The organism is Caldicellulosiruptor obsidiansis OB47, assembly GCF_000145215.1.
Taxonomy (GTDB): domain Bacteria; phylum Bacillota; class Thermoanaerobacteria; order Caldicellulosiruptorales; family Caldicellulosiruptoraceae; genus Caldicellulosiruptor; species Caldicellulosiruptor obsidiansis.
Genome location: NC_014392.1, coordinates 497,661 through 522,098, shown reverse-complemented (window position 1 = coordinate 522,098; position 24,438 = coordinate 497,661). Strand labels below are relative to the sequence as shown.

Annotated in this window: 17 protein-coding genes, 1 other RNA gene and 2 pseudogenes; 11 read left to right on the top strand and 9 right to left on the bottom strand. The window is 32.7% G+C overall.

The genetic code is table 11. The annotated features are described in order from the left end of the window. Window positions 1-172 precede the first annotated feature (172 nt). A complete protein-coding gene (locus tag COB47_RS02125) occupies window positions 173-1,558 on the top strand; it encodes an aspartate ammonia-lyase (protein ID WP_013289771.1) in 1,386 nt (461 codons plus the stop codon). Between the two features lie 27 nt (window positions 1,559-1,585). Then, the gene (gene hydF / locus COB47_RS02120) at window positions 1,586-2,797 is read left to right on the top strand and encodes a [FeFe] hydrogenase H-cluster maturation GTPase HydF (RefSeq protein WP_013289770.1); all 1,212 of its coding nucleotides are present in this window, start codon (window positions 1,586-1,588) and stop codon (window positions 2,795-2,797) included. A gap of 52 nt (window positions 2,798-2,849) precedes the next feature. Here hydF and COB47_RS02115 read toward each other — a convergent pair whose 3' ends face one another. The 5 genes from COB47_RS02115 to COB47_RS02095 form a co-directional block, all read right to left on the bottom strand. Continuing rightward, the gene (locus tag COB47_RS02115; protein WP_013289769.1) at window positions 2,850-3,584 is read right to left on the bottom strand and encodes an SIMPL domain-containing protein; all 735 of its coding nucleotides are present in this window, start codon (window positions 3,582-3,584) and stop codon (window positions 2,850-2,852) included. A gap of 115 nt (window positions 3,585-3,699) precedes the next feature. Then, window positions 3,700-4,269: a hypothetical protein gene (locus COB47_RS02110; protein ID WP_013289768.1), complete on the bottom strand. Its 570-nt coding sequence runs from the start codon at window positions 4,267-4,269 to the stop codon at window positions 3,700-3,702. A gap of 11 nt (window positions 4,270-4,280) precedes the next feature. After that, window positions 4,281-5,063 (bottom strand): hypothetical protein, encoded by a 783-nt coding sequence (locus COB47_RS02105; protein ID WP_013289767.1) that lies wholly within the window; start codon window positions 5,061-5,063, stop codon window positions 4,281-4,283. 320 nt (window positions 5,064-5,383) lie between these two features. Beyond that, window positions 5,384-6,202, bottom strand: coding sequence for a GNAT family N-acetyltransferase (locus COB47_RS02100; protein ID WP_013289766.1), 819 nt, complete (start codon window positions 6,200-6,202; stop codon window positions 5,384-5,386). Window positions 6,203-6,253: 51 nt separating this feature from the next. After that, window positions 6,254-8,443, bottom strand: coding sequence for an alpha-galactosidase (locus tag COB47_RS02095; RefSeq protein WP_013289765.1), 2,190 nt, complete (start codon window positions 8,441-8,443; stop codon window positions 6,254-6,256). A gap of 211 nt (window positions 8,444-8,654) precedes the next feature. Here COB47_RS02095 and cas6 point away from each other — a divergent pair, with 211 nt between their 5' ends. The 8 genes from cas6 (at window position 8,655) to COB47_RS02060 (ending at window position 17,414) form a co-directional block, all read left to right on the top strand. Further along, window positions 8,655-9,407: a CRISPR-associated endoribonuclease Cas6 gene (gene cas6 / locus COB47_RS02090; RefSeq protein WP_041742656.1), complete on the top strand. Its 753-nt coding sequence runs from the start codon at window positions 8,655-8,657 to the stop codon at window positions 9,405-9,407. Window positions 9,408-9,427: 20 nt separating this feature from the next. After that, a complete protein-coding gene (locus COB47_RS02085) occupies window positions 9,428-11,194 on the top strand; it encodes an ABC transporter ATP-binding protein (RefSeq protein ID WP_013289763.1) in 1,767 nt (588 codons plus the stop codon). Next, entirely contained in the window at window positions 11,191-12,213 is a 1,023-nt protein-coding gene (locus COB47_RS02080) for an aldo/keto reductase (RefSeq protein WP_013289762.1), read from the top strand. The genes COB47_RS02085 and COB47_RS02080 overlap by 4 nt, the downstream gene beginning before the upstream one ends. Before the next feature lie 196 nt (window positions 12,214-12,409). Continuing rightward, on the top strand, window positions 12,410-15,829 hold the full coding sequence (locus tag COB47_RS02075; RefSeq protein WP_013289761.1) for an SNF2-related protein: 3,420 nt from the start codon (window positions 12,410-12,412) through the stop codon (window positions 15,827-15,829). A gap of 113 nt (window positions 15,830-15,942) precedes the next feature. Next, complete coding sequence (smpB, locus tag COB47_RS02070; protein ID WP_013289760.1) at window positions 15,943-16,419, top strand: SsrA-binding protein SmpB; 477 nt, start codon at window positions 15,943-15,945, stop codon at window positions 16,417-16,419. Next, window positions 16,420-16,785, top strand: a transfer-messenger RNA (tmRNA) gene (gene ssrA / locus COB47_RS11905). Window positions 16,786-16,891: 106 nt separating this feature from the next. Next, complete coding sequence (locus COB47_RS02065) at window positions 16,892-17,089, top strand: DUF2281 domain-containing protein (RefSeq protein ID WP_013289759.1); 198 nt, start codon at window positions 16,892-16,894, stop codon at window positions 17,087-17,089. Beyond that, complete coding sequence (locus tag COB47_RS02060; protein WP_013289758.1) at window positions 17,082-17,414, top strand: type II toxin-antitoxin system PemK/MazF family toxin; 333 nt, start codon at window positions 17,082-17,084, stop codon at window positions 17,412-17,414. The genes COB47_RS02065 and COB47_RS02060 overlap by 8 nt, the downstream gene beginning before the upstream one ends. Window positions 17,415-17,811: 397 nt before the next feature. Here COB47_RS02060 and COB47_RS02055 read toward each other — a convergent pair. Together COB47_RS02055 and COB47_RS02050 are read right to left on the bottom strand one after the other, a co-directional pair. Further along, window positions 17,812-18,759: pseudogene (locus COB47_RS02055) on the bottom strand (transposase). A gap of 928 nt (window positions 18,760-19,687) precedes the next feature. Next, window positions 19,688-20,407, bottom strand: a complete 720-nt coding sequence (locus COB47_RS02050) for a TIGR02391 family protein (protein WP_013289757.1) — start codon at window positions 20,405-20,407, stop codon at window positions 19,688-19,690. A gap of 1,092 nt (window positions 20,408-21,499) precedes the next feature. Between COB47_RS02050 and COB47_RS12955 the strand changes: the two are divergent. Beyond that, a pseudogene (locus tag COB47_RS12955) lies at window positions 21,500-21,625 on the top strand (ATP-binding protein); the annotation flags it as partial. A 74-nt stretch (window positions 21,626-21,699) separates the two neighbouring features. On the opposite strand, the gene COB47_RS02045 reads toward COB47_RS12955, so the two are convergent. Together COB47_RS02045 and COB47_RS02040 are read right to left on the bottom strand one after the other, a co-directional pair. Continuing rightward, complete coding sequence (locus COB47_RS02045) at window positions 21,700-23,046, bottom strand: sugar transferase (protein WP_013289756.1); 1,347 nt, start codon at window positions 23,044-23,046, stop codon at window positions 21,700-21,702. A gap of 17 nt (window positions 23,047-23,063) precedes the next feature. Then, window positions 23,064-24,287: a glycosyltransferase family 4 protein gene (locus COB47_RS02040; protein WP_041742362.1), complete on the bottom strand. Its 1,224-nt coding sequence runs from the start codon at window positions 24,285-24,287 to the stop codon at window positions 23,064-23,066. Window positions 24,288-24,438: the final 151 nt, after the last annotated feature.

Genomic DNA, 24,438 nt, shown 5'->3' with positions numbered 1-24,438 from the left:
ATCTTTATTGGGCATAAAAACCTCTCGCAAAGCTTTAAAATTCCGCAATTAAAGAAAGTGCTTTTAAAATCGTGTCTTTTTCACCTGAATTTTCATCGATATGATATAATATTTGATGTTGATTAATATAGGACAATTTTAAAATACATTTAATCAGGAGAGATATACAGCAATGTCAAGAATAGAAAAAGATTTCTTAGGCAGTATTGAGCTTTCTGACCTTGAGCTTTACGGAATTCACACAAAACGCGCTTTTGCTAATTTTAACGTCTCTGGAAACAGGGTTGATAAAGATTTAATAAAAGCGCTTGTCATGGTCAAAAAAGCGTGTGCAATTGCAAACTTTGAAGTTGGTCTTTTGGATGAAAAAATCAAAGATGCTATTGTCTTTGCATGTGATGAGATTTTAGCAGGAAAATATGAAGACCAGTTTATTATAGATAAATTTCAGGGCGGGGCTGGAACATCTACAAATATGAATGTAAATGAGGTTATAGCAAACGTAGCCTTAATTCACATTGGAAAAAAACCGGGTGAGTATGACATAGTTCATCCAATCAACCATGTTAATATGTCACAGTCAACAAATGATGTATACCCTACAGCACTGCGAATTGCCACTATATGGAATGTAAGAGAGCTTTCCGAAGAATGTGCAGAGCTTCAAAAAAGCCTTCAGAAAAAAGAACATGAATTTGAGGATATAATAAAGGCAGGAAGAACACAGCTACAGGATGCCCTGCCTGTTACTTTGGGTCAGGAGTTTGGAGCATACGCTCAAGCCATCTCACGCGACAGATGGAGACTTTACAAAGTAGAAGAGCGGCTCAGAGTTATAAACCTTGGTGCGACTGCTGTTGGTACCGGAGTCAACGCACCTTTGAAATACATATTTAAAGTGATAGAAATACTTAGAAATCTTACAAAAATCGGTTTGGCAAGGTCAGACTATCTCATGGACGCAACACAGAACGCAGATGTTTTTGTGGAATGCTCGGGACTTTTGAAAGCTTTGGCGGTGAATCTGAGCAAGATTGCAAATGACCTGCGTCTTCTTTCCTCTGGTCCAAACACAGGCTTAAACGAAATAAACCTGCCAGCTGTTCAAGCAGGATCAAGTATAATGCCGGGTAAGGTAAATCCTGTTATACCGGAGCTTATAAACACAATAGCTTTTCAGGTGATGGCAAACGACTTTGCAATAACCTTGGCAGCACAGGCTGGTCAGCTTGAACTAAATGCTTTTTTACCTTTGATTGCAAACAATCTTCTTGAAAGTCTTAAAATTCTCAAAAATGGTATTAAAATTTTCAGAGAGCAGTGTATAGATGGTATAATGGCAAACAAAGAAAAATGTTTAGAATATGCAAAAAAGACTCCTGCTATCGCAGCAACTTTGATTGACAAGATTGGATATGACAAGGCAGCAGAAATTGCAAAAAAGGCAATTTCAGAAAACAAGCCAGTAATTGATGTTGTCAAAGAGCTAAATATTATGGATGAAAAAGAGGCACAAGAGCTTTTAAATCCTTTTGAATTCATAAAGTTTAGAGAATAAATTTATCTGGAGAGGACTGATTTTAAAATGAACACAACACCGCGAAGTGAAAGACTTCACATAGCCATCTTTGGCAAGAGAAATGCTGGAAAGTCAAGCTTAATCAATGCCATTACAAACCAGCCAATTGCAATTGTGTCAGAGACACCAGGCACTACAACTGACCCTGTTTACAAATCAATGGAGATTTTGCCGCTTGGTCCTGTTGTTTTAATCGACACAGCAGGAATTGACGATGTTGGTGAGCTTGGCAAGCTCAGGGTTGAAAAGACATTAGAGGTTTTGAACAAGACAGACATTGCAATTTTAGTAGTATCTGACATTGAAGATTTGAGCTACGAAAGACAGCTCATAAATCTTTTCAATGAAAAAAAAGTGCCAAAGATTGGTGTTTTGAATAAGATCGACAAAGACCCAAGTTACAAAGAAAAACTTTCATTTTTACAACAAAGTCTTGGCATACCTTTTTTGGCTGTGTCCTGCGCCACATTGAAAGGAATAGATGAGCTTAAAAGTTCTCTTGCAAAACTTGTTCCGGATGTTGGTGAAGATTTGCGAATAGTAGGAGACCTGATAAATCCAGGGGATTTTGCCATCTTGGTTGTTCCAATTGATAAAGCTGCTCCAAAAGGAAGGTTGATTTTGCCACAGCAGCAGACAATAAGGGATATTTTAGACTCTGATGCTATTGCAATTGTAACAAAAGAATATGAGTTAAAAGAAACTATTGAAAATCTCGGGAAAAAGCCTGCAATTGTAATTACCGATTCACAGGCATTTTTAAAGGTTGATGCGGACACACCACCTGACATTCCACTTACATCCTTTTCCATTTTGTTTGCAAGATACAAAGGGGATTTGATAGAGTTTGTTGAAGGTGTAAAAAAGATTAAAGAGTTAAAACCGGGAGACACTGTGTTGATTGCAGAAGCATGTACTCATCACAGGCAAGCTGACGATATCGGCACTGTTAAAATTCCAAGATGGCTCCGTCAAATTGCTGGATTTGACATAAATTTTGAATGGGTATCAGGCTACAATTACCCAAAAGACCTTACAAAGTACAAGCTTATAATCCACTGTGGCGGGTGTATGATAACACGAAGAGAAATGTTATTTAGAATAGAACTCGCAAAACAACAAAACGTGCCAATAACAAACTATGGTGTGACAATTGCATATGTCCACGGGATTTTACCAAGAGCTCTAAAACCATTTGGAATTGAGTTTGAATATTAAAAAAACCCTTCCAAGCTTTTTTAAAAGCCTGGAAGGGACTTTTTTATGCATTTTATTTTATTATAAATTCGCAGTTTACAACAGCAGTTATCTCTTTATCTATTGATGTGGTGTCATTTATTCCATAGTCACTAACTTCTGTTGAATAAAGCGGAGTTATCTGAAAAACACCCATTGACGCAGATTTTAGCCTTTCGACTTGGCTCCCTGTGCTCTTTGCGATCTGTTTTGCTCTTCTTACAGCATCTTCTGTAGCTAAGGAAAGCATTTCTATTTTTAAATCTGCAAGCTTTGTATAATAATACTGAGGTGGCATAGATTCAAACTGAACACCAGAGTTTATAAGCTCTGTTGACTTTCGAGAAAGCTCTGTAATCTTGTCTACATCCTTTGATGTAATCTGAATACTTTGCGAAAGTTTGTAACTATCTACCTTTGTTGAATATATTCCATTAGGAAGCATCTCGTATATTGTTTGAGTTGAAATCGAAGAAAATATTAAATCCTTTTCTGATAAACCTTTTGAAAGGAAATAGGTTTTCACTTTCTTTTGACTTTCTTCAAGAAGTCTGTAAGCTTCTTTTAAATCTTTTGCCACAGCAGTGTACATCCCTGTCCACTTGACAAGGTCAGATCGAAGCTGTTTTTTTGCAGAACCTGTCACCGAAATAGTCTTTCTTTCTGCCCTGAAATTTATAAGTCCATTTGCTAAAAAGTAAGAAGAAATTGTAAAAGAAATTCCCAAAATTAAGGCAATAAAAACATAGGCAATATTTTTATTATTCAAAATTTTAACCTCCTATTTTTTACTTCAGTAACATTATATCATTAAAACCTCAAATCTACAACCACTTTGTAAAACTTAATAATAATATATTCAAATACAGAAATAAGTTCCTTTTTCAAGTATTCACTTTTAACATATAAAGCACTCCTTTTTCTGTATCGTAAATTGCCAAATAAAAATCAAATGATTTAAGGTTAATAAGCGTTTTAGTATCAAGGTTTTCATAATCTATAAACCTTGCTGTGACAACAGATCTGTCACCAATTGCTTTCCAAAATCCCTTAGAAATTTTAGGAAGACCAACTTCTTTTGCAAAGCCTCCAAATCCTGTAATATTACCAGAAAAATCTTTAACTTCTCCGCCATATATTAGTGCTTGATAAGCTTGACTTAAAGGGAGGTTTTTCCAGCTTTTTTGTTTTTGGATGTATGAAACAAAACTTTTCTTACCTTCAGCAGTAAAAACAAATTTGTAAAGTTTCATACCATCATTGTGAAAACCACCATAATCGTCATATATTTTTTCTGAAACTGTGCTCTTTGGAAGTCTTGTATTAAAATTTTTTTCAAATTCTCTGATTACATTGTCTTTTGAAAACAAAATCACAGGTGACAAAATTGTAAATAATATGGGAGCTAAGATTAAGCTTAAAAAAACTACTGAAAAGATAACAAATTTTTTCATGGTTTGCTCACCTACTGTTCTGATAAAGTAATTGTTACATCAATAGGATGCAAAACTTGTTTTTGCTGACATAACCATGCCCAATTATTAACTATATTAGTAAAAAGATCGTCATAGTAGTTATCGTATCCAAAGTCAAATATATCTGAAATTGTTATAGTATAAATAGACAGCAATCCCTTCTCTGATTTAATATATACTTTGTGTAATGCATAAAATAAATCGGCGTTATCTTCCTTTTCAAATACTATTGAATTTTTTTCATTTAATTTTATTTTACCAGACTTTAATTTAGAAATATAATCTTTATATACTGATGTCAATCTAATTTTATTAATAAATAAACCCTCACCATATTCATAGTATGGAATATTTTTTACAGAATGTTCAACCAGAGTAGCTGCACATGAATAGCCGTAATTTCTAGCAATTTGGGCTGCAGCAAGCCATGCTAATTGAATGGAATTAAATTGTTCTACAGACGCAGTTTGAATGTTTGAAGTTTTACTCGTTTTTGATTTGAAATAAAGTTTAGCAATATTACTTATAAAATTATTCAGTTCTTCGTTTGACATTTTTTTGAACATTTGAACATCAACTACAAATTTCTTTATATCATTATCTAATGTATCGATTTCGTCTTGTGGCATTCCTGAAGCTCGTAAAATTTCATCCTCTAAAAATTTGTCCTGTTCCTGAGCTCTTACGTATATAACATTTATAAGTAACAATATAGATAAACAAAAACATAAAAATAATCTAATTGATTTTGATATAAATAATAATTTTTTCATACGAATTTCACTCCCTTTTTTCTTTCTTAATTTTGAACTTTCAAAGTAAATAATCAAAGATTTAACCCTTAATTTTAAAAAAGATTAAAAAAATAAATTTATTTCTCATCTGTGCCAAAATATTAAGAAATTGTAAAGCAGAACCTTATAACTAAAACTGCAAGAACGCGCGGAATATTTTTGGCATTTAAACATCACCCCTCTTTTTTTACTTTACTATATTGTATCACTAAATCTATATAATTACAACCAAAAATTCAAAAAAAATAAAAACCACCTGTAAATCCACAGGTGGTCCAATTTCGTTTTGAAAAGGTATTTTACAATCCTAAAGTCATCCATGTTCCAATCTGCTGAAAACCAATTTTTCTATATATACTGGCAGCTTTTGGATTGTCGCAGAATAAACAAAGTGACTTACCCTCTTTTATCAAATCAGTGCAAAGTCTTTTCATGCACATAGTTGCATACCCTCTTGAGCGATATTCATGCATTGTACATACACTCAAAACCATTGCCATATCAGGAAGCTCTGCACCTGTTCGAGCAGAAGATACTATTATTCCATCTTCTTCTATATAATATATTCTACTTCGCCCAAGCGAAACATCCTGTTTTATCTGTTCAAAGGTTGCAGGGTTCAAAAATTCTTCTATTGACTGATATAAATACACTATCATTTCGATTTTATCAAGATTTTCTTCCAAATTATCCTTTGATATAACCTTTACTCTTTCATATTCCTCTAAAGACGTTTCTATCTTTTCCTTTGGAATATTTGTATCAAGTCGCATAAAAAACTGTTCTCTTTTTTGCAGGACATTTAAAGCTTTTAAAAACGGAAGAATGACAGTTTTTTTACCAGAAAGCACCTTGCACTTTGTCGTAAGTATTATATTGCAAAATGAATCAATATCATAGTCTTCAGAATCAGAGTAAAAAATTAAATCTCGTCGATACCGAAGAAGAACTGCTTTTAAACTGCCAAATACTATATCAAACTCACCCCACACCTCAACCACTGGCGAATCAAATCCATAGCTCACTATATCACCAATAATAAAAATGTTCCACTCTTTTTCCTTCCTGACAAAGTCCATTAAAACATCATAATCAGAACTGCTAAGTTTTCTTATCATCCAAATCACTCATTTCTTGCTTTTTCAACATTATACAACACCAAAATCTTGCTAATCAAGTGCTTTTAATGTCCACATCTTCGAATTAAAATCTCCCCACATCTCAGGAATAAAAATTCCAAGATTCATAAGTTCATCGCCAAATTTTGATGTATTAAGTTCTTTAATAAAATACTTTTTCTCAGGCAAAAGACCTTTCAATTTTAACCTTCTTGGATGTTTATTAGGAGATTTCAAAACTTCAACATAAAATACAACAGCTTCTCTTTTGTCTTCAGTTACAAACATCCAAGCAGCCGCATCTTCTTCAAAAGGAGAAATTAATCTGAAAAGTTCTCCTTCAAATACTATATGCCAAATCTCTTTGTAAGTTTCTATCTGCCTTTTAATCTCTTCCTTATCTTCTGGAGAAAGCTTGGTCAGGTCAAGCTCATACCCAAAAGCACCAGATAATGCAACCACTCCTCTTGTTTTCATTGGTGTTATTCTTCCAACCTGATGGTTTGGCACAATTGACACATGCGCACCCATTGTTGATGCAGGATACACTATGCTTGTTCCAAACTGAATCTTTAACCTTTCTATCGCATCTGTGTCGTCACTTGTCCAAATCTGTGGCATGTAATATAAAATTCCGGGATCAAACCTTCCACCACCGCCAGAACATCCTTCAAATAAAATATATGGAAATTCTGTCACAAGTTCTTCCATCATTTGATACAGCCCCAAGACATATCTATGAAAGACTTCTTTTTGCCTCTCTGGTGGAAGAGCAAGAGAATAAGCCTCTGTCAAAGGTCTGTTCATGTCCCACTTGATGTATTCAATTGGAGCTGTTTTCAAAATCTCTTTCATCATCCTTAGAATTTCTTTTCTTACATCTTCTCTTGTTATGTCTAACACATATTGATTTCTGCACTGGGTAAGGGTTCTACCTTTAACCTGCAAACACCAGTCAGGATGCTTTCTGTAAAGCTCACTGTTTGGTGAGATCATCTCAGGCTCAAACCAAAGTCCAAACTTGAGCCCCATCTCATTTAATTTTTTCCCAAAACCATCTAAACCATTGGGCAATTTTCTTTTATCAACAAACCAGTCGCCAAGCGAGCTTGTATCATCATCTCTTTTACCAAACCATCCATCGTCAAGAACAAAAAGTTCAATGCCAAGTTCTTTTGCTTCCTTTGCCAAAGCCAAAAGCTTTTCCTCATTGAAATTAAAATATGTGGCTTCCCAGTTATTGATAAGCACAAGTCTTCGTCTATCTCTCCAAACACCTCTGCAAAGCCTTTTTCTGTAAAGCTTATGGTACGTGCGAGACATCTTACCCAAACCTTGGTCTGAATACACCATTACAACCTCAGGTGTCTGAAAACTGCTATGCGGCTCTAAAATCCATGTAAATTCAAATGGATTTATTCCCATAGTAACTCTTACAAAATTGTACTGGTCTTTTTCGACAATTGCAGAAAAATTTCCACTGTAGACAAGAGAAAAACCATACACATCTCCGTAATCTTCGTTTGCATCTTTTCTAACAAGAGCTATAAATGGATTGTGCTGATGAGAACTTTCACCTCTTGAACTTTCTATAATCTGCTGACCATGAATAATCTCTTTTCTTTCAATATACCTTTCTCTTGCCCAAGCCCCCCACAGGTGCAAAAGTTCAAAATCTCCTTCTTGAAAGTCAACACATGTACTCATCGCACGAAGGATTTTGAGTTTTTGTTTTCCTAAGTTCTCAAATCTTACGCTTCTCGTTATCGCATCATAATCTCTGAAAGCTGTATATATCAATGTGACTTTTAAGTCAATCAAATCATCATAAAGGTCTATTTCCAGTGTTTGAGCCTCATCAGATGACTCTACATATGTTGCAGGAAGACCTTCAAGTTTTGGTTTCCCATCATAGATTCTGTGAGCTTTATAAACAAGGTTTGTTATACGAGAACCATCTTCTTGCTGAACTTGATATGCAGGGTGTCTGAAATCTGAGTTGCCATACGCAGGGTATTCTAAAAGCATTGTATCAAATGTATAAGATTTGTCGTTTGGGTCGGGAGTTGGACCAAACGCTCTGCCGCCTGTCACATCAAAATCTGTCCACTCAAACTCCCTAGTCTTTTTGCCCCAGTAAACATGACACAAAAACTTACCTTTGAAAAGCTTTATAACATAGCTTGTGTTCTTTGCTTCTATGAAAAACATATTTGTTTGTGGGTTAAAGGTTATTGGCATTTTCAAAACCTCCTCTTGCCTTTTCAACCTATGAATTTCCGAATTTTATCATATCATTTTCAAAGATTTTTATCTACATTCATTTAAAAAATTTAAATAAACTTTAAAATTTTGATATGTTCTTTCGAAAACTGCCGTGCAAACCCTTGACTTTTCTGATAAAATATCATTATGAAAAGTAGGAAATTTTCTTATGAAAGGAAGAAAAAATATGCGAATAAAAGTAGACTTTGAATCACAAAAGCCAATAGAACTCCCTATTCATTACAACTACTTTGTCCAGTCAATGATATACAACACCATTGATGATAAAATATATGCTACATTTTTACATGATAAAGGATATGAGGTTGATTTGAAAAACTTTAAACTCTTTTCATTTTCTCGCTTAGAAGGACCATTTGAAATTGTAGGAAATGATTCAAACAAAAAAATAGTTTTTGACAAAAAGGTTTCACTTACAATCTCATCACCTGTTGAGGATTTTATTACAAAGTTTTCAACTGGACTTTTCAAAAAAGACCAGATTTTTCTAAAAGACAATATATTATATGTAACATCTGCAAGCATACTCAAAAGACCAAAATTTTTAAGTTTCCATAAAATAAAAATGTTATCTCCTATGTGTGCATATAAAACAATCAGAAACGAAAGTTCAGAGTACAAGCAATTTTTTACACCATTCGAGGATGAGTTTTATAACCTCATTTCTCAGAACCTGATGAAAAAATGCAAGCTGTTAATAAAAGACTTTGAGGAAAAAAACTTCAGATTTAATTTGAAACCATTAAAGGTGGAAGAAAAAGCACATTTTAAACCCATGTTTTTTAAAAAAACGCCCATAAAAGGCTGGCTTGGTTTTTATACAATTGAAACTGACCCAAGAATAATGGAAGTTGCATATTATTGTGGTCTTGGCTCAAAAAACTCTCAGGGGTTTGGACTTTTTGAAATTATTGAGTAAAATCTATAGGAGATGGTTGAATGGGGTATTTGATTAAACTTGTCAAAATGGCAAGACCATACTGGAAATATCTTATTATTGCTGCTTTTTCCATGCTCGCAATCACAGCGCTAAACCTTCTTGGTCCGTGGCTTGTGAGAAATTTGACAGGAATAATTACAGCTGCCGGTAAATATCCAAACGCAAGAAAAACAATAATTAATATTTCTTTAATATTGGTTTTATCTTACATTTTAAGAATTGTATTTCAATTTTTAAACAGCTATTTTTCGCACTATGCAGCTTGGCATTTAGTTGCTGACGTCAGAACAAAGGTATATGAAAAACTTCAGAGCTTATCTTTTGGATATTTTGTCGACAAACAAACAGGTCAGCTTATGTCAAGAGTTGTAAACGATACTGCAAACTTTGAAGTTTTGATTGCACATGCTGTGCCAGACCTATTTACAAATGCTCTCATTATCTTTGGCGTTGCTGTTATCCTTTTTATTATAAACCCTGTTCTTGCGGCTATTTCTTTAATTCCAATACCATTTCTGGTTTTAAGCGGCACGGTCTTTGCCAAAAAGATTTTGCCAAATTTTAGAGAGGCTCAAAAAGCATTAGCAGATTTGAACGCTGACCTGCAAGATAATCTCTCAGGTATCCGTGAAATACAGATTTTTAACAAGCAGGAAAAAGAGCTTTTAAAAATAAAAGAAAAAATCTACAGGCACATTCACGCACTTTTGAGTGCACTTAAGCTTTCAGCAGTGTTTCATCCAACTGTAAGTTTTTTAAGCTCTGTCGGAACGGTGATAGTAGTTTCTGTTGGCGGACTTATGGCCTTGAGAGGAAAAGTGCCTGTCAAGGATATTGTAGGGTTTATTTTATATCTTAGCATGTTCTATCAACCAGTGACTGCATTATCACAGGTTATTGAAAACGTTCAGCAGGCATTAGCAGGTGCTGAAAGAGTTTTTGAAATTCTTCAAACAGAGTCTGAGATAAAAGAAAAAGAAAATGCGCAGAAACTTAAAAATGTTAAAGGAAAAATCACTTTTGAAAATGTCTCTTTTTCATATAATCCTGAAATTCAGGTTTTGAAAAATATTTCGTTTGAAATTCAGCCAGGAGAAATGGTTGCGTTTGTTGGTCCAACTGGAGTTGGAAAGACAACAATTATGTACCTTTTAAATCGCTTTTATGACCCAGACTCAGGTGTAATTAAAATTGACGATATAGATATAAAGGATGTCACTTTAAAATCATTACATGATAATATCAGTATGGTAATGCAGGATGTGTTTTTGTTCAACGGAACAGTGGCACAAAACATCGCATATGGAAAAGAAAATGCCACCATGGACGAGATAATTCAAGCAGCAAAAATTGCCTGTGCACATGAGTTTATTCAAAATTTGCCACAGGGCTATAACACAGTAATTGGCGAAAGAGGTGTAAAACTCTCTGGGGGCCAGAAGCAGCGCTTGGCAATTGCAAGAGCTGTTTTGAAAAATGCACCAATCTTAATTTTAGATGAAGCAACATCTTCTGTTGACACAGAAACTGAAAATGAAATTCAAAAAGCTATAAATAACCTTGCTGGCACAAGAACAATTTTAATCATTGCTCACAGGCTATCTACCGTGAAGAAGGCAGATAAAATTATAGTTTTGAAGGACGGTGAGATTGTCGAAACAGGAACACATGATGAACTGTTTGCTAAAAAGGGATTTTATTATCATCTATGCTCTGTGCAGTTGTTTGATGAAAGCAATAATTTGATAAGGGGGAATACATTATGAAGTATAGAAGACTTGGAAGGACAAATATAGAAGTTTTCCCAATAGCATTTGGTGGAATTCCTATTCAAAGAATTGATGAGGAGTCTGCAATAAAAGTAATTCGAAGAGCAATTGAGCTTGGAATTAATTTAATTGATACTGCAAGAGGTTATACTGATAGTGAAATTAAAATTGGTAAGGCTTTGAGAGGCATTAATAAAACAGTCTATTTAGCATCTAAATCGGCAAATAGAACAAAAGAGGGAATCTTAAGGGATATCGAAATAAGTTTGAAAAATCTCGGTGTAGAACAGATTGATATTTACCAGCTTCATGGCATAAATGATTTAGATACATTTAATAAAGTATTTGCTGAAGATGGGGCTTTTTGGGGACTTGTTGAAGCTAAAGAAAAGGGGTTAATAAGATTCATAGCTGCTTCAAGTCATAGTGTAGATGTTCTTGAAAAACTAATTAATACCGATAAATTTGATGTTATTCAACTTTGCTATAATATCATTGAAACAGATGTTGAAGACAAAATTTTCCCATTAGCATTAGAAAAAGACATTGGTATTATCGCTATGAAACCAATGGGTGGTGGTGTTATTCCAAATCCAGCTTTATCTTTAAAATATGTTTTACAAAAAGAATTTGTTGTACCTGACCCCGGAATAGAAACCATTGAAGAATTAGAGGAAAATGTAAAAGTCGCTATGCATATAGAACCTTTAACCGAAGAAGAGAAAAGAGAAATAGAAAGAATTAGAAAAGAAATGGGAAAAGAATTTTGTAGAAGATGTAATTATTGTCAACCATGCCCACAAGAAATTCCAATTTGGGTTATACTCCATGCTGATTCTGCAATGAAAAGACTGCCTTATCAAACTCTGAAGTCTGGTTGGTTTTATGATGCATACCGAAAAGCCAAAAATTGTATAAAATGTGGAGTATGTATTACAAGGTGTCCATACAACTTACCAATACCTGATATGATTGAGAAAAAGCTTGAGATTATTCGAGTAACAATTGGCGATTAATCTAATCTTCAAGCCTCTTCTCTTGAAAATTTAAGGGATGAGGCTTTTTGTTTTGGATTATGAGAACTAAGATTTTATTTAAAATTTTTGTCATCGAATGCTCTTCATTTTTTGATAAAATCAATATAAAATCAATATGGATGAAAATTTTTATTCAGAGTTATGCATACTAAAATGAAAAAGGATGTGAAAGACAGTGTCAATAGAACTTAATTATCAAACAATTGTGCAGTTTTTAACAGACAGTCAACTTGCTCAACTTGCAAAAAATAGAAAAGCTTTTGAAAAAGGAATATCTCTTGCTCGAAAGGTAGAAAAAGAAGATATTCAATATGACCAAGAAGAAAATGCAATATTCGGCAAAGTAGAAGATGGTAAAAATGAATATTGGGTTTTTGTTGATTTTGATTTGCCTTCATATATGACTCAGGACTTTTTTGGTAATATCAAAATTGAAAATATAATCATAAGTGCTGCGTGTACATGCAGTTTGGAAAATATTGATTTAGAATCGGAAGAAGATATTGATATAGAAGATTTAGTTCTGTTCGATGATTTTTGTCGGCATATAATTGCTGTGTTAAAAAGTTTTGCCGATGGTAAATATATTCTCAATAGCCTAAATAAAATGCAAGAAACTTTGCTTCAAATGTTAGAACAAAAATTAAATGAGGCTATTGAGAAGGAAAGAAAACAAAATTCCCGGATTTATCAATTTTTTGCAAGCAATTTTGAAGAAAATTATATAAAGTTTTCACTTGATAATTTATCTATAAAGTCTCCTAACATATTTTTAGAAAAATACTTCGGATATTCTACTAATGATTTAGTAACTTTAAAATTAAAAGTAAAAACTTTAGATTTAAAAAGAGACTATGTGGTTTCAAATATACCAGAATTTTTAAAAGCATACGAACAAAAACAACCATTTCAGTTTGGTAAGAATTTTGTGTACAATCCTACTTATCATTTTTTTGGTGAAAAAGACAAAAAATTTTTGAATGCGCTATTGAAATATTTGAATTTTTTAGATTTAGAAACAGAAAAAAATACTATTTACCTACCTGTAAAGATAGCAAATGAAATAATCGAAATCCTTGACAATGAAGAAATTTTTATATCTTTTGATTATTTTGTGGCAAATTATTATGATGCTCAAAAAGTAAAAGTTGATCTTTGCACTAAAGTAAAACCAAAGATTTTATTTAAACTTGAAGATAATCAGGTAAAACTTTATAGTGATTTAATAGACACTGCCAACAAAAAATTTTTATATAGCGATGGTAGTTATTTTGTCTCAGGTGACACTTTATATAAGCTTTCGCCAGAGCAAAAGATATTTTCTTCAATTATCAAAAAAATGGCTGAAGCAAATAGAGTATTTAACTTTTTCAAAGTTGAATACGTTAATTTTTTTACCCTCAATAAAGAAGACTTTTGTGAGTTCATGAACAAATATTATTTATTTTTAAATGAGCACTTTGAATTAGAAATTGACCCAGACCTCAAAAAATTAATATTAGAAGATTATATTATTAAACCCAAACTATACTTAGAATTTGAAAATGAAAGGTTTGTCGCAAGAATCAGTGGAATGAATGAAATATTTGATATAATATCAAAAACAAAGAAAGTTCCATTGTTTGATTATTTTGGTTTGTTTGAGATACAAAGTATTTTATTTGCTTATAGGTTTAATGAGATAGAGTCTGACCAAGAATTCTGTTATGAATGTGTTGACCCTGATTTGTTTATGGAATTTTTAGCAGAAGGTATTCCACAAATCCAAAATATAACCGATGTTTATTATTCAGAAGATTTTAAGAAGCTTAAAATAAAGAAAGATGTAAAAATTATTCCCTGCTTAAAATATTCAAAACACTCAATTGACTTCTGGCTTGAAAGTGATGATCTTGATAGCTCAGAGCTTAAAAATATTCTTGATGCAATCAAGAAAAAGAAAAAGTATTACAAACTCAAAGATGGCTCAATTTTGATTTTAGAAAGTCCAAATATAAAAAGATTTGTTTCATTTATAGAATCTGCATCCGACATTGGCCAGGTTATAAAAGAAAAAGCTGAGCTTTCTTTACAAGAAGCAGTGGCTGTAACAAAACTTTTAGAAGAAAGCGGAATTCAGGCAAATGGAGTTGAAAGTATAAAAAATATTGTTGAAAAGATAGAAAATATTAGGGAAATTGATATTGAAATCCCAGTTGAGCTTCAAGGTGTGTTAAGAGATTATCAGAAACTTGGAATAAAATGGTTATCTTCTCTATTTGAAAATGAACTTGGTGGAATTTTAGCTGATGATATGGGGCTTGGAAAAACTCTGCAGGTACTTGGCTTTATTCTTGCAAATAAACAAAAAATTAAAAAGCCAGTATTAGCCATTGTACCAACATCACTTATTTATAACTGGAAACAAGAGATTGAAAAATTTGCGCCAGGTCTGAAAACTTTAATTATTGACTCAACACCTGCAAAGCGCAAAAAAGCTATAGAAAAAATACCAGAGTATGATATTGTAATTACATCATATGCACTTTTGAGAAAAGATATAGAATTTTATAAAGACATCGATTTTAGTGTTTGTATCTTAGATGAAGCACAGTACATAAAAAATCCTCATTCACAAATAAAGCTGGCTGTAAAAGAAATCTGTGCAGATGCTAAATTTGCCCTGACAGGTACACCAATTGAAAATAATCTCATTGAACTGTGGTCAATCTTTGATTTTATACTTCCTGGATATTTAGGAGGAGCTGAGAAATTTGTTGAGCGTTTTGCAATGCTAATTTATAGCGGAAACAATAATGCTTTGGAAAAATTAAAAAAGTTGATAAAACCGTTTGTTTTAAGAAGAGTAAAACAAGATGTATTAAATGAACTTCCTGAGCTAATAGAAACAAATATCCAAGTTGCAATGAGCCCTGAACAGGAAAAAATTTACAAGCAATTTTTAGTCTCAGCCAAAAAAGAGATTGAAAAAGAAATAGATTCAGCTGGGTTTGAAAAAAGTCAAATAAAAATATTTTCTTTGCTGACAAGACTAAGACAAATCTGCTGTCATCCAAAGCTTGTATTTGAAGATTACAAAGGAAGCTCTGGTAAGATGGAAGCACTGAAAGAAATTTTACAAGACTGTTTAGAAAGCGGGCACAGGGTAATTATATATTCTCAGTGGACTTCAATGTTATCTATTATCAAGAAAATGCTTGACAAGGAAAAAATTTTATACTTTTATTTAGATGGTGCAACAAAAGCTGAAGACAGAGTTGAAATGGTCAACAGGTTCAACAGTGGAGAGAAAAATGTCTTTTTGCTTTCGCTAAAAGCTGGTGGATTTGGACTCAATATTACTGGCGCAGACGTTGTTATTCACTTTGATGCATGGTGGAACCCTGCAGTTGAAAACCAGGCAACAGCAAGATCACACAGGCTGGGTCAGAAAAATGTTGTTCAGTCATTTAAGATTATAGCCAAAAATTCTATAGAAGAGAAAATACTTGCTCTACAGCAGAAAAAGAAAGACTTATTTGATAGTTTAATCGAAGCAAGTCAATCTTTTATAGGAAAACTCACAAAAGAAGAAATAATGGAGCTTTTGGAATGATGAGATGTAGAACAAATGTAATGCATATTGGGGATTGACAAAAATTTGTTTCTATTATATAATAAAAGTTTGCAAAGAATAATTGTTTGGAATCAATTGCAGGAGTTGATCAGATGTCTGAAAAGAATAAACAGAATGACATAAAAGTCATAGCAACAAACCGCAAAGCTTATCACGACTATTTTATTGAAGAGACAATCGAAGCAGGAATTGAGCTAAAAGGCACAGAAGTAAAGTCGGTGCGGCTTGGTCATGTTAACCTCAAAGACAGTTTTGCAAGAGTAGAAGATGGTGAAGTTTTTCTTTACAACATGCATATAAGCCCATATGAAAAAGGCAACATCTTTAACGTTGACCCAATGAGAGATAGAAAACTACTTTTGCACAAACATGAAATCAACAGGCTTGCAGGTTATGTACAGCAAAAAGGTTACACTTTAATCCCATTGAAGATTTACCTCAAAAGAGGTAAAATAAAAGTAGAGCTTGCAGTTGCAAAAGGTAAAAAACTGTATGATAAGCGTGAAGCAATAGCAAAAAGAGATGCTGAGCTTGAGATTAAAAAGAAAATGAAAGAGTATTTAAGATGAGGGGGCGTGTTTTGGAATTCGACGGGGGCAGTCGGATTCCAAATAGCGGGTAGTGGTTTTCTCGGTGCCACTATAAAAAACCGAGAAGAAAAATAACTGCAGAAAAACCACAACTCGCTTTAGCTGCGTAAATAAGCAGCTAACGTCCGCCGGAGGTGCCCACGGCCTCCGAGTCGGGCGCCAACCCACGTGGGGTACCGAAAGTAAGGTTGCCTGAGCCTTACTTTTGGGACTAATCTCAGGCTGGGGAAGAAAAAGCCTGTCAGTGGGCGTTTTCTTCCCGAGAATTTAGTACACTGACTGCACCCGGAGAAGTTTGGGGTTCGATGCCTTCGGACGGGGGTTCAAATCCCCCCGCCTCCACCAAAATAAACAATTCTACAATGTTTTGGGATTATTAGACTACACTTCTAAGAAGAACTCCCATTAGAAAAATAATGAGGTATAGTATATTAATTCAGAGGTGAAATTAGTGAAAGTAAATAAAAATCTTTTATTAGAGCTAATTGAGGAAATCCCGGAAAGTCAACTTGAAGAAGTTATTGACTTTATTTTGTTTTTAAAACATAGGCAAGATAAAAAGTTATTAAGTGATTTGGTGTCCGCCAGTGAGAGTAGTATAGATTTTTGGAATAATGATATTGACGATGAGGTATGGAACAATGTATAGACAAGGCGATATTTTATTAATTCCCATACCTTTCAGTGATTTGACATCGAATAAAAAACGTCCTGTTCTTGTTTTATCTAATGATGATTACAACAACAGAACAGAAGATATATTAGTTGCAGCTATTACTTCAAACCTAACAGCAAAAGATTATATTGTTATGTTGACAAATCATGACCTTGCTGAAGGGACTCTTAAGGTGGACTCTTGTGTAAGAGTGGACAAAATCTATACTTTATCGCAAAGTATTGTAATAAATAAGTTTGGTTCAGTGAAAAAACACATTATTGAGAGAGTTAAAGAAAAACTCTATGAGTTAATCTAAAACAATTAAGTAGATGAGTTAAAAGAAGGAATTTGCTAATAACTGATAAATACATCTACTTAGTAATTTTTAAGCCTATAAAAAATGTTGGATAAAAAATTAGTAAAAACAAAACTCGACGCAGTGGATAGTACACTATCTAATTTGGTAGAACTATTTTATGTAGATTGCTTATTTTTGACAAAAAGTTCTTCATTATCTTCAAAAAAGATTAGCAGCACCCTGAGGTGTATGGGTTGCGTGAATAGGATTAAAATATTAAGGAATTAATCTTACTGTAAATTATTTTGTGACATATATATGTTCTGCTTTAATGGGATTAGAAGGATTGTTATTTATATATATTACAAACAAGTTGTTGAATAAATAATTATACCATTAATGTTATTATATAGGATTACAAATTATTCCACGTGTATTTAAAAGAAAATTTACAGTTTTCAATTTTTTGAATATAGACCTCTATCAAATAAGTAATCATAATCCAGTCTACATGCCTCTTATATGTTCTAAAACCTCTTAACCTTACTTGTTCTAAATTGTATTCTCCTTTTAACTTACCAAATAATCTTTCTATTTTTGTCCTTTGCTTATATAACCTTTGTCCTTCTTCACTTCTTAAAAATTCCATATTTTTTATCCTCAAAATATTTTTTACATTACTGAAATCCTTACTATTTCTCTTATTTACCGCCGCTACAAACTTTATCCCAAGTCTATCTGACACCTCAAACCATTTCGCACAATCATAACCTGCATCTGCCAATATCACTTCAGGTCCAAATATCTTAGCTTCATACAAAAGTTCTACTATTTTACTGTCATGGATATTTGCACGTGTCAACCACCATACTATAGGTAGAACCTCGCCTTCAACTGTTGCTAACACATGTAATTTATATCCATTGTAAAAACCTAAACTAACACATACTCCTACTTCTGCCTCTTTGTCACCCCTCGAGCTTCTCAAAGGTGTAGAATCTATAGCACAAACTTTTGTCTGCAGATCTATTTCTCTCACTAAAATTCTTGCTATTCCTTCTATATATTCTTCTTAAATTACTTTTGCCCATTTCGAAAAATATGTATGATCGGGGCTCTTTTCTATCCCTATAGCCTTTTTAAATTCTTCATCTTCATTTATCTTGTATTCTAATTCCCTGAAGCTGTTTATCTTTTTTTTGACTTTGTAAACAAAACAAGCTATTATATGGCTTAGCTTAAATTTCTTCGGTCTTCCTCTCCTGCTACTTTTTATCTTTAATCCCAAGGCTTTTATTACTTTCTCAATTGTCATAAGTATCTTTAAAAATTTTTGTTTTTGTGTTTTAATAAAATTAGTCATTGCCATCCTCCTTAGTTAGGTGTTTTTAGTCTTCTCTTGCTATAATTTTACCTTAAGGAAGATGGCTTTTTATATATATCTATTTATTGTCTTTTCTGTTAATCTGTTTTATTCAACAAGCTAATATATTACAAATGCTTCTAAAAGTTTTAACAGCAAATTTATGAAAACATAAGGAAAATTTAAAGAGAATATCTTCAATTGGTTTAAAGTAGAATGGATTAAGATTTAGGTAGAAAAAGAATTTTTAGTTGATAAAAGAGCAAAATCTTGCTTCAATAATACAATTAAATATTTGCAAATTATGCAGCTAATTTATTTTGTTACTATATCTAAAAATGAAATTTTTAACAAGTTTATTCCGCTTTTGGTATCAACTCAAGTCCTTTTTCTCCCCAGCCTTCCTTATCTTTTCAACGAATATGTCTTCTTTATCAGTTTGGTACACATTTAAGAGTTCTTCTATATAGTCATTTACCTTTTCCCAAAATCCTTCTCTCTCACAAATACTGCCAAAATTTTGAAATCTTTAAACCCATAATGTTTTATATCTCTTGCTCTGCTATATTACATTCGGAATTTGATATTGCAATAACATTTCTTCTTTCATAAGAATCTAAACAGTTCATTAACAGTTTATCCCAGTGTATACATTTCCGTCTGTTGATAGGACTATTATGTGTTTTATTGCTAAATACCTAAAAAAAATATAAATATTAACACTTTTGTTTAATATAAGCTGAACCAAATTTTTACTTGATTTGTCAAAGATGTATCAGCATAACCAATCTTCTTTCCTCTTAATACTAAATACAGCAATATAATTTCTATAAAAATGCATCATGATAATTTACAATTATTGTCCGAGTACATTAGCACCAAAACACAGTAGAATGTTGAACTCGGTTGGTTTCATTTTTTTCACACTTTAATTTCCTTTATAATAAACTGCTTTATCCAGTTGCCGTAACAAAAATGATATGAAACTTAAAAGATCAAGGCAATCGTCTTTTGATATAGGCCAATCAAGTGCAGGTTCATGAGCTGTTGGGTTTCTAATAGCTCTCATTAAACCTGCTGACAAAAACTTAAGTCCTTCCTGAACATTTTTATCAGTGTCTGTTTCGCAAGGAGTAACCTTTAAAACCCCCTTTAAGGCCCATACATCCATCATTAATTCATAACCATCTTTATCGCTTTGCGTTTTCTCTTTAACCATTTTGTTATAAACCTTTGCTGCTTCAAACACAGCGTGAAAGTAATTTTTCTGTTTGTAAAGTTGGAGACAATGTTTACAAATTAGATAATGATAATTTCTGGAATAGAATTCATTTAAAGCATCGTCTATATGCAAATTTACACCCGCTTCCCTTAAAATTTTCTCTACCTCGGCTACTTTATCTTCAGGAGTAATAAGGTACAAAAATTTCCTTAATAACCTATTGCGTCCATCATTGTTCATTTTCTGTTTGGCTAATGTAAGTATCCAGTCATGAATTAATTTTGCTCTCTCTGATGTAATAGCTTCTTTTGGAAAATCTTCTCGTTGAAAATTAAAAACAGAGTTAGCTGCACGTTCTATATCATTTTTGGATGTATCATATTTTAAAAGATCCCCTACTTGAATTGCTATCATTCGGTAATTCATTTTCTAATCCCCCTCATTTAAAATAATTTCCTTCGGAATTTTTACTTCGTGCTGGATCAAATTTTTAATTCACACTGATTTATGTAATTGTGAGTTTGTTAATTCAGACCTCCCTCTGCTTCTTTTTACATGATTTTCCTCCATTATCATTTTAGATAATATTCAATATTCAAATTTTTATAGCCTCCAGACCAAATTTCGGACCAAATTTTGAGCGTATCTAAAACCCTGCGAAGTTGGATTTATTTGATATAGCTAAACCAGACAATTATAGTACACGAATTAATATAGTTCTTTTCTTCGTTGCTTCATTTATTCAGCTTAATATATCAACAGGTCTGCTATAGAGATAATAAAGTATCATTATTTGTCATTTTTATAAAAGATAGATTCTTCATTAAAATATTTTGCTGTTGCTTCTTAAGATTTATTATAGAACAAATATAAAGCACGGAAAAGTATAATGTTAAGTTTCCACAAATCTGATATAGTCAAAATTTTGGAATAACATTTTTTATCAGATTTCTCAATGTACAATTGCATTTTATAAATTACATTATTTTAATATTCTTGAAAATATTAGCTACTAAGTAATTTTATTTTTTCATTATTGTCAAATTAAGCATATTTGAAATGACATTTAAAATTTCTATCTATTATTTAAATTAGAAGTTTTCTTCTAAATATTATAAAATATAAATTACTTGCGGAAAAGATATAAGGAATTTTAAAGACAACAATACATATCAATAACTTTGGAAGAAGTTGCTTAAACGTCGGAAGATATGTAAAGACAACAAAAAAACTTTGCTTTACGAGTAAGCTCAAGTTAAGTTCGGATATATAGTGTTATTGAACTTCAATAGCAAACTTTAAAAGTTATGTACGCTGAGATAGTAATTTGAGCAATCATTTAGAAATACTTCTAAAGTTTCATAAGAAAGCAATTGTTATATTGCATACAAAGGTAACTGCTATTTTGTACAATATGATTTCCTACGATCCCTATGAGGTAAATCTTATCAAGATAATGTGAAAAGTGCAACAATAACAATCATAAATAAAGTATTTTACTAATAGCTGAAGATATTCTTTTATGACCCAGTTTTAGCCACAGTTATTTTAGATAGATTTGTTCATCCCTGTCATTTTGTAGTTATTAAAGGTGAAAGCTGCAGAGTTAAACACAGGGAAAAGAAACCCATAATTCTCTTTTGAAGCATAATTACCATTAAGTGAAATAATCTTTCATGAAAATAACCACAGGGCCCCTTACAAGTAGAAAAGCAGCCCTATCCTTTTTGGTTTTTTACCCCCTCAGCTGCCTCTTTAGTAAAAATTGTTTTTAAAGTTAGCAGTAAAATTTTGATGTCCAAAAAAACAGAATAATTTTTTATATATATCAAATCAAGCCTGAGCTTGTCTTCAGGACTTGTTGCGTACTTGCCATAAACCTGAGCAAGTCCTGTAAGTCCTGCCTTTACATTGTGGCGCAGAGAATATTCAGGATAGAGCTTTTTAAACTGCTCAACAAAGTATGGTCGCTCTGGTCTTGGACCTATAAAGCTCATCTCACCTTTTAAAATATTTATCAGCTGCGGAAGCTCATCAAGCCTTGTTGCACGTAGAAATCTCCCCACACGTGTGATTCGCGGGTCATTTTCGGTTGCTAAAACAGGACCTGTCATCTTTTCAGCATCTTTTACCATCGTCCTGAACTTTAAAACATAAAACTCTCTTTCACCCTCTGTAACCCTTTTTTGCTTGTAAATTACCGGCCCTTCAGAGTCAAGTTTTATGGCAATTGCAATCAAAATCATTATAGGAAAAGCAATAACCAGTGCAACAGAGGCAAGAAGAATGTCGCACACCCTTTTTATGAGCTTTTGCTCGGATGTCAGCTCTGGCTGTTCAATCGAAAGTGTTGCAACATCGTCAAACTGAATCACCCTTGCACGTGATACAAGTATATCTCTGAAGTCTGGTGCTATGAAAATGTGTTTTTTGAATTCTATCGCTTTCCTTACAATCTCGCTTTTTAAATTCTCATCCATTTTTGAATAAAGATAAATTGTATCAACAACTTTTATATATGGTATCAACTCTTCAATAGTTGTTGGCTCAAGAACATATTTTACTTCTATCCATCCTTTTGAGATATTTTGAAGTTTTTGAGCAAACTCGTGTGCCCTCGATGTCTCTCCTATCACAAGAACATATTTAATGCCTTGAACTCTTTTGAAAACATATAAAACAAATCCTCTCCATCCCAGAAGTAATAAAAACTGGACAAAAAAGGCAATTATAAATATACTGCGTGGGAAAGCAAAGTGTCTGTAGAAAAATGTTGATACAACTGTTAAAAATTGTAGAAGCATTAAAGCCAGACCCAGAGAAAATGCAATTTCGCTGATTGTTTTCATAGTAATAGTGTAAAGTCCATATATATTTAAAAGCACAAGAGCAAAGAGTGTTATTTGAGGAATCAATGTATAATATGGCATAAAATTTCTTTCAGGGAATGTAAAGTTGAACTTTATTATATATGCAAGAATATAACCCGCATGTATAAGTAAAATATCAATAAGAACAACAAAAAATTTGCTCAGTTTATGATAGCTTTTAATATATGATTTCATCTTGCTACCATCTCCATTTAAAGTATTTTTTCAAGTCTTGTTGCAAGCATTCTAATGTCATGGTATTTTTGGACATACTCTCTTCCCCTTTTCCCTATTTCCTCTCTTTCTTCTTTTGACATAGCACAAAAGCGCAATATCGCCTGTGCAAAAGCTTTGCTGTCATAAGCCTGGCATGATATCCCGGCACCAGACTCTTTCACAATATCGTTGACCACATTTCCTGCAAAAACAATTGGCTTTGCAGCACAAAGATAATCAAAAAGCTTATTTAAAGATATTCCAAATCTATAGACTTTCAAATTATGCATAGAAACAAGTGTCACATCAACATGTTCAAGCAAAGCAGGTACAGATAATTTTGCAATTGGCGGATAAAAAAACACATTCTTAAGTTCAAACTCTTTTGCCATATTTTGGAGTTTTTCTTTTTCTGGACCATCACCTATTATCAAAAAATGTATACTGTCCCCTGCGTTTTCTTGAACAATCTTAGCAGCCTCAATTATTGTTTCCATTGCGTTTGCCTGACCAAGTGCACCTAAATAACAAGCTTTAAAATATCCCTCATGTTCTCTCAAAATATTACTTACTTCTTCTGAGATAGAATTTCTGAGACTATCAAACCTTTCTATATCGCACCCATTTGGAATATGAACTATTTTATTCTTATCAATGCCAAGACTTTCTATGTACTGGTCTGCTTTTGGTAATACCGTCATAACATAATCTGCTTTTGTGTAAATAAACTTCTCAAGCTTTCTCAAAAGTCTTACAATTAAACTTCCTTCTTTAAAAGCACCAAGATCAATACCGCTCTGTGGCCAAAGGTCCCTCACTTCGGCAATAAATTTACATTTAAATTTCTTTGACAGCAGATACCCCACAATCCAGGCAAGTGGATGAAATGAAGATGCCAATATTACATCAGGTCTTTCAAACTTTCTGGCAATGAAATAAAGGTTTTTGGCATATGAGAATATATTTAAAAGTCTTTTTATATCATTCTTTTTGTATGGAAATGTTTTAATCCAAACAAATCTTACTTTATCATATTTCTCCATTTTAAACTTTTTACCTTTTTCAAGCATCTCAACTCGCTGTTTATGGTCAAAACTCGAAGCAAAGATTGTAACGCTATAGCCCCTTTGCACAAGCTGCTTAGCAAAATCAAAATGTCTTGTTATCCCCCCAACTTTGGGTGGAATTGCATAATGATTAAATATCCAAACATTTTTCAATTCTTTTCTCCCTTTCTGCAAAATAGATTTCTTAAGCTTTTTTTGTAACGTTTTTAGAATAAATGTCCATATTGAGTATATCATAATTTACTCTGATTATTAATATCTAAAATCAAATACACATAACAGTCTTTTTATGTCAAAATAATGC